A 13,523-nucleotide genomic window follows, 5' to 3' on the forward strand; every position below is an offset into this window, starting at 1 on the left:
GACAGTATTGCCGGTTCTGACACTCTCTATGAGGAGAGGTCTACGCTTGTTTTGCTTGGCTTCGCAAAACTATAAGGGGGAACCGATTTGAGATACTTCGATTACCTGACGAAAGAACAAGAAAACTCTTTGTTTTACACTCCGCCTATCTCATTTGATCATACCACGAACAAGGAACTGCTAGCCTACGCTGTCGGCGCTGCCCTCTATATGCCGGCTACCCGTGCAAGTGTTGCAGAAGACATCATTAAGCTCAAGAATGCAGGTCTGGTGACGGTTATTATAGATCTGGAGGACGCAATCGGAGATGACCAGGTTGACAATGCAGAGGAGTCTATTATCCAGCATCTTATTTATCTAGCTGCTTACGCAGAAAATGAGCTGGATTCGGCAAACAGCCTCCCGCTTCTTTTTATACGAGTACGTAACCCGGACCAACTCCGGCAAATGATTTTCCGCTTGGGATCCTTGGTAACGATGTTAACAGGGTTTGTTTTTCCTAAGTTCTCTGTGGACAATGGAATTCAATATTTTGAAACGTTAGCTGAGTACAACGATACGCGTGGTTATAATGATCCTGTGCTTTACGGGATGCCAATCTTGGAAACTGCACCTATTATTTATCGGGAAAGTCGAGTGGACAGTCTGCTATCTATCCGTGATTTACTCCGTAATTACCGTGAACTTGTCCTAAACGTCAGAATTGGGGCAACGGATTTCTCCAGTCTGTTCGGACTGCGTCGCAGTCCTGATGTTAGTATTTATGATCTTACTCCTATTCGTGACTGTATCTCGGACATTATCAATGTGTTTGGGCGGGTTGAAGAGGGATATGTGATCTCAGGACCCGTCTGGGAGTATTTTGCGAATAAAGGCCATCGAGTTCTCCGGCCGCAGCTGCGGCAGACCCCATTTGAGGATACTTACGGCAAAAACGGCCGTGATATGCGGAATAGCTATATTTCGAGCAGTGTAGACGGGCTAATTCGTGAGGTTATTTTAGATAAAGAGAATGGAATTGTAGGCAAGACGATTATCCATCCTTCTCACCTCAGACCTGTTCAGGCGATGTATACGGTTATGCATGAGGAATACGTTGATGCTTTAAGCATTGTAGAAAGTAATGATGGCAGTTTGGGCGTGTTTAAGAGTCAATATTTTAATAAAATGAATGAAATTAAGCCCCATCTCAATTGGGCAAGACGAACTTTACTACGATCTCAAATATACGGGGTGTTACATGAACAACAGCATTTTGTCGGATTATTACCCGAAAACGAATTTACGCACGTATAACATAGTCGAGAACCTGCAAGTGAATGTAACCGAAACCTTTAACCCCTTTCATATGCCTCTGGATTCTTTATTCTCTATGGCGGCGCGAATTAATAAAAAGCGGACTTTTCTGTTTGTCAGTAAGGTGCTTGGCAAGCATATCCCCGTCGATCCGTATACTTCACTTCTAAGCGGAGCAGCGTTGGCGCTGCTGTTATATCAGGAGATGAACGGTGATTCCGTGGACAGTGATCGTATGACAGAGTTATTGGATATGGCGGTTCATGGGCTGATTCATCCTGAATTTGCTAAGGAAGCCTATCAACATTTGCTAGCGGCCCAGCTGGTTTTGCCCAAGCCTGTGGTTTTTATTGGATTCGCAGAAACGGCAACTGCACTGGGTCACAGTGTGTACAACATCTTTGCTGAGCAGGCATCATATATTCATACTACGCGTGAGCATATTCCTGATTTGGAGTCTGTTGTAAGTTTTGTAGAAGAACATTCTCATGCGGTTGATCATCTATGTTATGCCTTGGATACCGAACTCTTATCTGGGACAGAGCCTATTATATTGGTAGATGACGAGATTACGACTGGGAAAACCGCGATCAATACGATTCGGGATATTCAGTCAAAGTTCCCGCGGGAGGAATATGTGGTAGTCTCCCTTTTGGACTGGAGAAGCGGCAGCAATCTTCAACGCTATTGTGATCTTGAGCAGGAGCTGGGGATTCGCATTAAGTCGTTATGTCTGCTGCAAGGGAATATTGAAGTGATAGGTTCACCAGTGTTTAATAAGGATACAGAGCAGCTGGATAGAGAGGCTGCTTTAGAGTGTGAGGTTGTAACCACTTATGCTCCAGATGGAATGGAACGACTGGAGGTATCCTCTATCGATTCATATGGTGAGATTAACACAGCGCCGTATATGAAATATAGTGGACGTTTCGGAATTGTGTCGCAGGATAATCCGGGGCTTGATCAGGGTGTGAAGCGAATAGCTGAACAGCTGCGGCAATTGCGTAGAGGACCGAAAGCCTTGGTAATGGGCGTAGGAGAATTTATGTATCTTCCGATGAGAGTGGCGGCGGAAATGGGGGAAGGGATTGCTTATCAGTCTTCCACTAGAAGTCCAATCCACCCTGAGCGTCGACCGGATTATGGGGTGCATAGTGCTGCTGCCTATCCTTCAGCCGGCGACCCGGAGATCACAAACTTTATCTATAATGTAGCTCCTGATCAATACGATGATATATTTGTGCTGATTGAGCGTGATGTACCGCATGAACGTATGAAACCTATGCTTGATATACTGAAGAAACTGGCCCGCCATAAAGTGCATCTTATTGTACTGACCTCGGAAAGAAGAAGTGGAGGCCCTACCAATGAAGGGAACAGTAACTGAAGAAATTCTAAACAGAAGTATAGCCGAACCGGTTCCGCTAGGCAGCTATTCTCCATCAGATGTTATATTTTTACTTAAGGATCTGAGTGATGTTTCACTGGAGCGGGCGACTGACGAAAGAGAGGCCGCCATTCAATCAGGTGTACATTACTCTGAGATGCTGCCCGTGGAATATCAGCCTACTGAGCAGTATATTGAGTTATTTCACGAGACGCTGGAGCAATCTGCGGAGAAGGTCGCTCTAGCAGTAGCGGTAGTCTCTGAGATGATTGTCGCTCAACGGGGACTTGATACGGTGTTAGTCTCTTTGGCAAGAGCGGGAACACCAATTGGTGTACTGATTAAGCGTTATATCCAAGAGCGATATGATGCTGATTTGCCGCATTATAGTATCTCTATCATTCGGGGCAAGGGGATTGATGAGAACGCAATCCTCTATATTCTGCAAAAGCACGGGCTTGACGCTGATTTGCAGTTTGTCGATGGATGGACGGGGAAAGGAGCTATTCGCCAGGTATTGATTGAAGCGTGCAACAGCCTGTATGAGAAATATGGCATTCGGCTAAATGATGACCTGGCCGTATTGGCTGATCCCGGGAATTGTTCAGGCACGTTCGGTACTAGAGAGGATTATCTTATTCCTAGTGCATGCCTCAATTCTACGGTGTCAGGGCTGATGAGCCGGACAGTGCTGCGCGACGATTTAATCGGTCCGGAAGAATTCCATGGGGCTAAATTCTACAAGGAATGGCTCGATACGGATGTATCTAATGTATTCATTGCGGCGATCTGCCCGTATTTCTCCTCCGTTGCGGAAGAAGCACAAGCGATTGCTGAACAGATGCAGCAATCCCCGCCAGAAATTACATGGCAGGGGCTGCGTGATATTCAGAGTATTCAAGAAGTGTTCGGCATAGATAACATCAATTTGGTCAAGCCCGGAGTCGGAGAAACAACCCGAGTGCTGCTGCGCAGAGTACCGTGGAAGATTCTTGTCGATACTATGGATAATCCAAATCTCCGTCATATTATTCTCTTAGCAGAGGATAGGGGGGTTCCAGTAGAAGTATTCCCTGGACTCACCTATTCCTGTTGCGGGATTATTAAACCGCTGAGAGGTGAGACGGAATGATCTATGCCAGTGATTTGGACCGAACGTTAATCTATTCCCTAAATGCAATCGGTGTCCCGGAGAATACTCCGGGCCTGGTTCCTGCGGAGGTTGTGGATGGCAAGACGGTTTCATACATTTCCCAAAAAGCATTGGCTGATCTGATGGAGCTTACTTCCCGTATTATCTTTATGCCCGTTACAACACGTACAATCGCGCAGTATAAGCGTATTAATCTGTTTCAAGACACGATTATTCCAGACTACGCGATTACTAGTAATGGCGGGAATATTCTGATTGGTGGCGAAGTGGATAAGAGCTGGAGAGCTTCTGTGGGCAGGCTTGTTCAAAATGAATCGGCTGCGGCAGAAGAAGTTAGAATGCATGTTAGGTCTGTAGTGCACGAGGAATGGATCATTAGTGAGCGGTATTGTGATGATTTATTCTATACCTTTGTGGTAGTGCGTGATTTATTACCTATGGATGAGATTACGAATCTGGCAGAGCGATTATACGATTTGGGCTGGCGGGTATCCTTACAAGGGCGCAAGCTATATGTCGTTCCTGCCGCTGTAAATAAAAGTGATGCGATTGTTCATGTACGCCGGACGGTTCGGTCAGAACCGATGGTAGCATCGGGAGATTCCTTGTTGGATAAGAGTTTACTAGAAAGTGCGGACTATGCGATTGCTCCTTGTCATGGAGAAATATTTGCAGAGCAGCAGAGTGGTCTTGTAAAATCAAGGTATCCCTTTACGAAGCAAGCGGGTGTTTTTGCTGGTGATGAAATTCTACAGTATGTAAACATGATCTATAATAACTTAACCGTATTGGGAGTTGGGCCACTATGAAAAAGGTAAACATTTATTTCAATCGCTGGTTTTCCGTCGCTTACCATTATATGAATCTCATCCGCAATAATGAGGATGGCGTTCCTGTACAAATCTTCGCCACGCACCCAGATATTCACCATATGTCACTTCAAGGGGCTGATGTTGCTGGGACTGAACCGGCACTGACTGGAATAGAATATGTTCAATTTTGCGTGGATTTCTGTCGCCGCAATGAGATCGATATCTTTATTCCACGGTTACATATGCTGGATATAGCTTTGCATGCTGCTATGTTTGATGCGATTGGTACCAAGGTTCTGGTCTGTAGAGATTTGGACTTGTTGGAGACCATCATGGATAAGGGTAAGTTCTACGAAAGTGTTAAGGAAACCGGGATTATGACAATTCCTGATTATCATGTGGTAAGTACAGCAGAGCAGTTCAAAGAGGCTTATCATGATCTTGTAGCCAAAGGGCATCGCGTATGCTTTAAACCTACGGAGACAGAGGGGGGCCTCGGCTTCCGTATCATTGATAACACACGTAGTCCTCTCCAGGAGCTGTTTGGTCATGTAACACCGCTGATATCCTTCGAAGAGGCTTATCGTATTCTGGGAAGTGAAGCTACATTCCCTGAACTTATGGTGATGGAATTGCTGGAAGGTTATGAATATAGTATAGATTGTTTGTCAGATGAGAACGGCAGACTGTTAGCGGCTGTGCCCCGTCGTAAAGCTGGCGGCCGTCTGCGGCTGATGGAGCATATTCCGGAGCTGGAGGAGATCGCTTCTCGGGTAGCAGAGGTATATAAAATACCTTTCAATTTCAATATTCAAATGAAGTATAGTGGGGGAATTCCTAAACTGCTGGAGATTAACCCCCGGATGTCTGGAGGTCTTCATATTTCTTGTCTGTCTGGAATTAACTTTCCATACCTGGCTGTCAAAAGTGCACTCGGCGGAGAGGTCCAGCCTGCGGAGTTCGGCGATAATGTGCTTGCCAGCCATGTAGAGCAGCCGCTAATTATGAAAATAAACGGCGAATCCGTAATTTCGGATCCCGTGAATTGAGCGTTCGCAATCTCGCTCACAAGAGGTGAGAAAAATTAAATTTAAATCGAAAATATTGCTGTATGCCGGTATTGGCTATGTTGTCGCTGTATTAACGAGCTCTTTTCTGCCTGAGTTACTCTCCTTGCTGTTGCCTGTAGCAGGTGCTGCTGTAGGGGTTCTTGCAACGAGAAGTCCGAGAACCAACCTTCCGGCTGAGGTGCTGCCAGCAGGTCCAGAGACGGTACCTATTGCTCCAGCTCCCTCTGCAAATGCTCCGCAATTAAATAGTGCGGCAAATAATGCTGCACCATTTAATCCGGGCAATAGTGGTAGAACTGAGGCAGAACCGACGAAGATTGGACCGGAATTTGCTCCGGTAGTTGAGTACCTTAGCATTCTGGAAGATATGATTATCTCCGAAGGGCAGAAGGATACACTGGACAATGAAATTGTCGAGAAATCACTGGCGCTTTTTGCGAGACTTCAACGTGTAATTCCGCTGCTGCAGGAGCTCAATAATGGCGATATTAATCACACGGTCCGCAGATTGATTCTGAAGGATTTGAATGGTGTGATTAACCCATTTTTGCGCCTAAGTGGTGAAGCAAAGACGAAGAATCGGAGAACGCTGCTGAACGGTCTAAGAGATGTTGATTCCAAAATATCGGATATTGCTTCGACGATCGAACATAAAGACCTGATGGAACTTCAGACGAAGGCGGAACTGATTCATCAGCGGTATAGCAGTTCCGAATTATAGGAGGGAAACCCATGTCCACGCAGTTGATCCAATTAAAAAAAGAAGATGAACAAAAGGTAGTCGAAGAAGCGGCACAATTGATCGAGAAGGTATCCCAAACAGATACAGTCACACTTGATTCTTTAATGGATGATATCGGGAAGCTTGGGGTGAAGACGCAGGAAAAAGCAGGCCAAACCCTCAAACTGCTGGATCGTCCGGTAAATGACCTGATGTCCGGTAAGCGTGTTGAAGTGCCTAACATGATTATGAAGCTGCGGAATGAGTGTGAAAATCTGCAACAGAGTAAGAATGTTAGCTTTTTCGGCAAAATGCTGCGGAAGAGTCCGATGAAGAACTATGTGTACAAATATCAGTCTGTCCGCACGAATATTGATGCGATTGTTACCGGTCTACGCGACGGCAGGGATACCCTCGAAGAGAGTATTGTAAATATGCGCCAGCTGAAACGTACCTCTATGGAGGAGATCTATAACCTGCAGACCAAAATTGCCTTCGGCAATAAGCTAAAAGAGCTGTTCGAGGTGGAGATTGCGAAGCCTGAGAATGAGTTCCGTAAAGCTTATCTGGAGCGTGGTCTACGTAAAGTGATGGTTCGTATTCAGTCCATGACAGAGATGATTCTATTGTACAATCAAGCGATCGCTGCTACAGATATCATCAATGACAATAATGATAAACTGATCGATTCCGTGAATAATGCGATTGATAAGACCTCTAATCTGATCACAGTGTCGGCAATGATTGCGATGTCGCTGGCCGATCAGGAGAATGTTATCAATGCTGTAGAAGCAACAAATAAGACGATTGAAGATCAGTTTAAAGAAAATGCACGCTTGCTGCGTACGACTACAGAAAAAACGACCGAGCTTCTATCCAAACCTTCCATGTCTATGGAAGCCGTGAATCAAGCGATCGGCGATCTGCTTAGCGCATTAGACACTTCGGAACAGTCAAACCGTCGTATTATCGAGAGCTGCCAGGATTATACATCCAAAATGACGACGATCAATACCCAATTGGGCAATCGTCTAGGTCTCAATGAAGCGGACAAGCCTGAGGCGCTGAAACAAGGTGAAGCAGAGAGCCAACTGAGCAGTTTCTTGAACTAATTAGTTAAAAAAAGACCGTAAAAATATAGCAGAGCAGTGAGCCTTCGTTTCTGGGGGCTCGCTGCTCTGTTTTTTTTTGGTTATGGGGTAGTTTGCTTCACCTGCTGTATAGGCGTAAACGCGATCTAATCAAACGAAGTTTGCTGTAGCCAAACATAAAGCCCTATCCACATACATAAGTTGTCACAAGACTACATGTGGAGGAAGTGGGGATAGGCTATGGTTTTAGGCTGTTTGATACTCGTGCTTATCATCGTCGCCAGCAGTGAAAAAGCAGAAGCCATTGCTAAAATGAATGAAGACAATTAGCAAGAGGTAGCTTCGCTTCCCCGTAAGTATTCAGGGATTTTTTGGCGTGAATTGGTTCAAGTAATTTCCAGCGGGTTATTGGGTATAATAACGCAAGGCTGTACGATTAGCCCATAATCAGCTGGAAATACCAAAATCCCTAAGGAGGTCACATGGAGAACGAGGCGCTGCTTCAGGTTGAACATTTAGCACTTAAGAAACAGAAGATATTCCGGCAAAGCGTAATGCGCTATATTGCCAGAGCCATGCTGGCCAGTATGTTTATCGGATTCGGTGTAATTGTAGCCTTTAAGACAGGCAACTATTTCTTTATGGAGCAATCCCCCTTTGCATATCCAATGGCTGCGATAACTTTTGGAGCGGCTATTATTCTAATTTCTTTTGGTGGTGGGGATTTATTCACCGGAGATACTTTTTATTACACATACACGGCACTAAGACGGAAAATGAAATGGTCTGAGGTTGTCCGCATGTGGATCATGAGTTATATCGGTAATATTCTTGGAGCTGCCGTTTTTGCCTTACTGATTTTTTTGACAGGACTGTTCTATAGCTCAGATGTAAACGGATTTTTGTTATATGTAGTGGAGCATAAGATGGAAGCCCCGGCAGGTCAGCTTTTCTTTCGGGCCATTCTTTGTAACTGGCTCGTTTGTATGGCTTTTTTTATACCCATGAATATGAAAGGCGATGGGGCCAAAATGTTCGCAATGGTCTTATTCGTATTCTGTTTTTTCATCTCCGGCTATGAGCATAGTATTGCCAATATGTGTACCTTTGCGATTGCGCTTGTACTTGATCATCCCGGAACGGTATCGTGGTATGGAGTGTTCCATAACCTTGTCCCCGTTACGATCGGCAATTTAATTGGCGGTGGCGTACTGATGGGGGTAATGTATTATTATGTGAATAAACCTTTTTTGGATGACACTAAGCATTAACAGAAAAACAGAAAATAATAATCCTCCAAAACTTCGCTCTTTTACAGGGGTGGAGTTTTTTTGTGCAGAAAGTTATTTTTTAACATTGGGATTATTTGATTTTTAAGGATTGAAAAGGATTAGAGGGAGAGAGGTAGAATACATAATTATGCAATGCAAAATTGAAGATTCATACAGAATGGGGTAAGGGCTTTGGATGAGACAACAGGGATACTGACGGATGAGACCATTATTAAGGCTTCCAATCAGCATTGTATAGACCAAGGAATTGATCCTGAGCAACCGCCTGTCTTTGCAAAGGGATATTCTGCTGATGAATTGGGAGCGCAGCTTAGCGTATATAGTGAAGTGATTGAGGTTATCGAATTTTTTGTCAAAAAATTTCTGTCCTCAGTAAAGGGGAACCCGATCCTAATTACGATTTCGGATGATGCAGGTTATCTATTGGCGTTCCAGGGAGATGCAACGATTATTGATCTCGTAGGACAGGTAGGCATCAAAGAAGGCGTGCAGATGAACAAAGAGGTGGGTACCAATTCAATCGCTTTAGCCCTTGAATATCAGAGGCCATTCCAGCTGACAGGACGAGACCATTTCCATCATATTTTGCATCATTTAGTATGCTGTACGGCTCCATTTTATAAAGAAAATGGGCAGGAAATCTTAGGTACAATTTCATTTATGGCAGATATAGATGTAGCCCATCCCCATTTGCTGCCTCTGCTCTGTACGATGGCTGACTCGATTGAACGTGAGATTTTGTTGCGGAGAGGAAATTCTCAGCTGCAATTATTAAATCGGATTTTGCTAGAGACCAATTACTTAGGGGTAATCATAACAGATCAATTCGGAACAGTCGTGAATATAAATGAGAACGGTTTAGCCATGCTTCATTTGGGTGGTGAGCATCAAGAGTCTGTTGTTGGAACTAGTGTCTTTGAAATTAGGAATGTGGGCGCATACTTTCAACATGTCATCATACATCATGTCGCATGTGCCGGGTTAGAAGTGATTCAGGAGAAAAACGGGTTGTTCGAGCATTATATGTTAGATGTACTACCCGTTTACGATGCGAATGGTTATTTAGCGCGTGTGATTGGAAGTTTGCGCAACATCACGGAGATGAAAAGAACGGAAGAAGTGCTGCGCAATACAGAAAAGCTAGTGGTCGCAGGACAACTGGCCATGAGCATTGCACATGAGATCCGCAATCCCCTGACTACGGTGAAAGGGATGCTTCAACTGGCTAATAAAGATTCACGTCTGCTGCATTATGATCTCATTATGTCAGAAGTGGAAAGAATGAATCTCATTGTGAGCGAGTTTCTTATTCTGGGTAAGCCACAGGCTGCGCATTATATGACTGAACAATGTAGTACGATCCTTCTGGAAGTATTGAATATCTTCGCGATTCAGGTGGAGATGAATAATATAGCGTTGAATACAAAGATCCATTATGATGCTGAGATCGAATGTGACCGCAATCAGATTAAGCAGATTTTCCTGAATATCCTAAGAAATTCAATGGAAGCTTTGCCTTTTGGCGGGAGCATTACAGTAACTCTTGATGTGAAGGATGAATTCCAGGTGATTACCTTTACCGATAATGGAGAGGGTATGAACAAGGAAGTTCTGGAGAAATTAGGGGAGCCCTTTCACACGACCAGAGGCGATGGGAATGGACTTGGCTTCATGATTGTCAAAAAAATCGTGACTGCCCACAGAGGATATGTGGCAATAGCTAGTGAAAAGGGAGTGGGCACAGCCGTTACAATTTATCTTCCAATGGCACATTCATACCACAAATGAAACAGCAATAATTCATAATTAAAAAGACTCTTCCGCCAGATATAGGCGAAAGAGTCTTTTTGTATATCCATTTGCATCTAAGTGTGAGGAATCACCACTTTGAGCCACCCGATGAATTTCCACCGGATTTGCCGCCGCCACCGCCCCAAGAAGAACCGCCGGAGGATTTGCCGCCACTGCCGCCACCGCCCCAGGAAGAGCCGCCGGAGGAACGTCCCCCACCGAATCCACCTGAAGAAGGAGGACCAGAGGACATTCGTTTACGGGCTTGTGCACGCCGCTGTTGCTCTCTCATCATGGCTAGCTGGGCCAGCCGTTCTTCCTCTTCCTTTTGGCGAATGATTCGGTTCGCTTCATTCACAAAGGAAGTGATCTGAGCGTCATAAGCGCGGCCAATCGATTCCAGTTCCTCCAGGTTGTAAGGCCGGGATGCCAGCCGTTGCTCCAACTGGCTATATTCCGGCAATAAGGACAACTCAAAGCGGATTCTGGAAGACAAGCCTCTGCTGTGCAGCATTCGCTGGGTCGTCTCTACCCGGCTTTGTCCTTCGGAGAAGAGACGTTGTACTTTATCAAGTCTTTCATTTAATACATTTAGACTTTCAGAGACACCGTCATATTGCCGGCCAGCTTCATCCTGCAATGACAGCAAGCGCTCCAGCGCATCGTGGGCCTTGTCATATTCGCCCCGTTCATCACTGGTCCAGTTCTCAATTTGCGCCACTTCACCTGCGCCTTCCCGAAGACGTGTGCTCCACTCCGTCAGAATATTCTCTATAGTAGCTACATGCTGTTCTTCGAAATGTACACGTGCTTCTGTAATTCGTGCCTGCAGCTCGTCTCGCCGCTGTTTCAAATGGCTCCATGTGGTGCGGAATGTCTCTAGATCTCTACGGTTATTCTGCCGCAGCAGTGCTTGTTGCTCTGTCATAGCAATAGCTTCATCCAGAAGAAGGTCTAGACTGGCGCCGATTCTGCGCACCTCATCCATATCTCCTATACGCAGTGGCGCTTCAAGAGTCAACGATTCTGCGCGGGCCTGCTCCAGGTGATCATATGGCTTAACCTTCATATTGTGCAGTGAATTCTGTTCAATGATCCCGGTGATTTTGGCACGTGCCGCAGCTAATACCGTAGGGAATTTGTTTAGCTTATCATCATAGAGATCAACATCCTTCAGATCCTGTTCGATCTTTTCCTGACGTTCCTGTGCATCCTCGGTAACCTCTTGTGCAGCAATGGGATCAAAAAGCTCTAATTGGTCTGCCTTAGCTGTCTCCTCCGCAAGCTCCTTAAGTTCCTCTACAATTTCTTGAAGCTCATATCCGGTTTCTTTAACTGCACCTTGCAGTTGCTCTTCAAGCTCCGGCGTATCCTCTTTCAGCTCTGTAATACGCTGTTTGACATTGCGGTCAGCTTCGCTGATGACAGCAATGTGTTTCTCTTCCTCTTCAAGCGCTGCGCGGAAGGAAGCTTCGGTCAGCTGTAATTGTTTCACAGCTGTCTTGAGGGCAGCCAAGCGATAAAATGCCGGCTGAACGCCTTGACCTTCGCTTTGTAGTGCAGAGATTTCAACGAGCTTGGCAGACAGCCGCTTAGAAATACCCTCGACTAGCTCTCCCGTCTTGCCTTGAACGATCCCTTGAAAAGGATTTAGCGATTCCAGTGCCCGATTTGCCTGGACCATTAAATTAGATAACTGTTTCTGTTGCTCGCTAAGCTGCTTGCGACGACGCAGGCCCGTAACCACTACAAAGAGTACAAGGAGGATTAGAAGGGCTCCGATAAGAATCGCTGCAATCATAAACATGGAGCTGCTGGAGCGGTTTACACCATTCCCGGCGCCGACTGCGCTCCCGCTTCCTGCGGTTCCTCCAGTATTGCCGGCACGATCTCCAATAGAATGGATGGCATTAATCAAAGCCTTTGTCCCGCCAGCGAAGTCCCCTTTTTTGGCATAAGGAATGAAATAAGTGTCGAGCAGTTTTTGGATGGCTGAACTTCCCGAGGACCCTCCCTGATTCTTAGACCAAGTATTTAACGAGCTTTGAAAGCCTGGATTTAAGAAATTTAGCTCAATGGACTGGTCACCAGCGGAGATCAGCAGTAGAAGATCCCGCGTGGACAGTTTCCACGAGTCGTAAACCTTGTCTGCATACTTATCAGCTGGAGTACCGTCTGTGGAATCTACAGTGAGTAAATGGATGGTCAGGAGTTCTCCAGTAGCGGTAGCAGAAATAGACGCGGCTTCTGCGGAACTGAACATTTCAGCGTTATCGGTAACGAATCCCTGCTGTGCAGGAATTCCAGCGGCATATGCACCGGGTATCCATAACAGGCTGAGCATTAAGAATAAAGCTATATACTTTTTCAAGCTGACACGCTCCGATCTGAAGGGCTTTTTATTCTATATATTATGCTGATAATTATACTATATCATTAACCATCAGGTGACCTGGAGATACTCCTATTATTATATAGTATGTCGGCATACCAACAAAAAAAGCCATGCTCCCAATAAGGGAACACGGCGTATATTCAGAAGCATTATCTTGTCGGCAGACAGAGAATGTATTGCAGTCTGGATTTAATTTCTTTTTGCCATTTCAAATCTCCAACTTTAACGGCAAGATTGAGCAGATCCAGATAATCGTCAACCTGTAATGTTGTTCGGGTAGAGGTAACGTTCATGGGTGATCAGTCTCCTTTTAACTTAAATATAGTAAATTGAAATTATTAACGCTTATAATAATGATAATCATTATCATCGTTTTGTCGTTATTGCTATTATCCACATTTTCTATGTAAAAAGCAATATAAAAATCAAGACTTCGTAACTTTTATCATTTACAAATAAAAGAGTCCATCGAAAGATGGGGATTTGCGTATAATGTGTGGTTTTAGGAAAGAATT

The 13,523-nt window shown here is 45.0% G+C and carries 11 protein-coding genes; 9 read left to right on the forward strand and 2 right to left on the reverse strand.

The features are described 5' to 3' along the window. Positions 1 to 87 precede the first annotated feature (87 nt). The 9 genes from NYE35_RS02045 to NYE35_RS02085 all read left to right on the forward strand — a co-directional run bounded on the left by NYE35_RS02045 (position 88) and on the right by NYE35_RS02085 (position 10,610). Positions 88 to 1,296: an HpcH/HpaI aldolase/citrate lyase family protein gene (locus NYE35_RS02045; protein ID WP_256717344.1), complete on the forward strand. Its 1,209-nt coding sequence runs from the start codon at positions 88 to 90 to the stop codon at positions 1,294 to 1,296. Next, a complete protein-coding gene (locus tag NYE35_RS02050; protein WP_445321942.1) occupies positions 1,241 to 2,683 on the forward strand; it encodes a phosphoribosyltransferase family protein in 1,443 nt (480 codons plus the stop codon). The genes NYE35_RS02045 and NYE35_RS02050 overlap by 56 nt, the downstream gene beginning before the upstream one ends. Continuing rightward, the gene (locus NYE35_RS02055) at positions 2,664 to 3,815 is read left to right on the forward strand and encodes a cysteine protease StiP family protein (protein ID WP_076101184.1); all 1,152 of its coding nucleotides are present in this window, start codon (positions 2,664 to 2,666) and stop codon (positions 3,813 to 3,815) included. Before NYE35_RS02050 ends, NYE35_RS02055 begins: the two co-directional genes overlap by 20 nt. Beyond that, positions 3,812 to 4,645: an HAD family hydrolase gene (locus NYE35_RS02060; RefSeq protein ID WP_036687429.1), complete on the forward strand. Its 834-nt coding sequence runs from the start codon at positions 3,812 to 3,814 to the stop codon at positions 4,643 to 4,645. The genes NYE35_RS02055 and NYE35_RS02060 overlap by 4 nt, the downstream gene beginning before the upstream one ends. Beyond that, positions 4,642 to 5,697, forward strand: a complete 1,056-nt coding sequence (locus NYE35_RS02065) for an ATP-grasp domain-containing protein (protein WP_036687430.1) — start codon at positions 4,642 to 4,644, stop codon at positions 5,695 to 5,697. Before NYE35_RS02060 ends, NYE35_RS02065 begins: the two co-directional genes overlap by 4 nt. A gap of 25 nt (positions 5,698 to 5,722) precedes the next feature. Beyond that, positions 5,723 to 6,439 (forward strand): hypothetical protein, encoded by a 717-nt coding sequence (locus NYE35_RS02070; protein ID WP_370510591.1) that lies wholly within the window; start codon positions 5,723 to 5,725, stop codon positions 6,437 to 6,439. Between the two features lie 11 nt (positions 6,440 to 6,450). After that, positions 6,451 to 7,551 carry a toxic anion resistance protein gene (locus NYE35_RS02075; protein WP_036687432.1) on the forward strand — a complete coding sequence of 367 codons (1,101 nt, stop codon included), beginning with the start codon at positions 6,451 to 6,453 and terminating at the stop codon, positions 7,549 to 7,551. 461 nt (positions 7,552 to 8,012) lie between these two features. Then, positions 8,013 to 8,801, forward strand: a complete 789-nt coding sequence (locus NYE35_RS02080; protein ID WP_038568317.1) for a formate/nitrite transporter family protein — start codon at positions 8,013 to 8,015, stop codon at positions 8,799 to 8,801. 192 nt (positions 8,802 to 8,993) lie between these two features. Then, positions 8,994 to 10,610, forward strand: coding sequence for an ATP-binding protein (locus tag NYE35_RS02085; protein ID WP_036687435.1), 1,617 nt, complete (start codon positions 8,994 to 8,996; stop codon positions 10,608 to 10,610). 91 nt (positions 10,611 to 10,701) lie between these two features. Here NYE35_RS02085 and NYE35_RS02090 read toward each other — a convergent pair whose 3' ends face one another. After that, positions 10,702 to 12,984: a TPM domain-containing protein gene (locus NYE35_RS02090; RefSeq protein ID WP_341120056.1), complete on the reverse strand. Its 2,283-nt coding sequence runs from the start codon at positions 12,982 to 12,984 to the stop codon at positions 10,702 to 10,704. A gap of 173 nt (positions 12,985 to 13,157) precedes the next feature. Continuing rightward, on the reverse strand, positions 13,158 to 13,301 hold the full coding sequence (locus tag NYE35_RS02095; protein WP_167348483.1) for a hypothetical protein: 144 nt from the start codon (positions 13,299 to 13,301) through the stop codon (positions 13,158 to 13,160). Positions 13,302 to 13,523 lie beyond the last annotated feature (222 nt).

Origin of the sequence: Paenibacillus sp. FSL L8-0494 (assembly GCF_038003695.1) — a bacterium.
Taxonomy (GTDB): domain Bacteria; phylum Bacillota; class Bacilli; order Paenibacillales; family Paenibacillaceae; genus Paenibacillus_AQ; species Paenibacillus_AQ odorifer.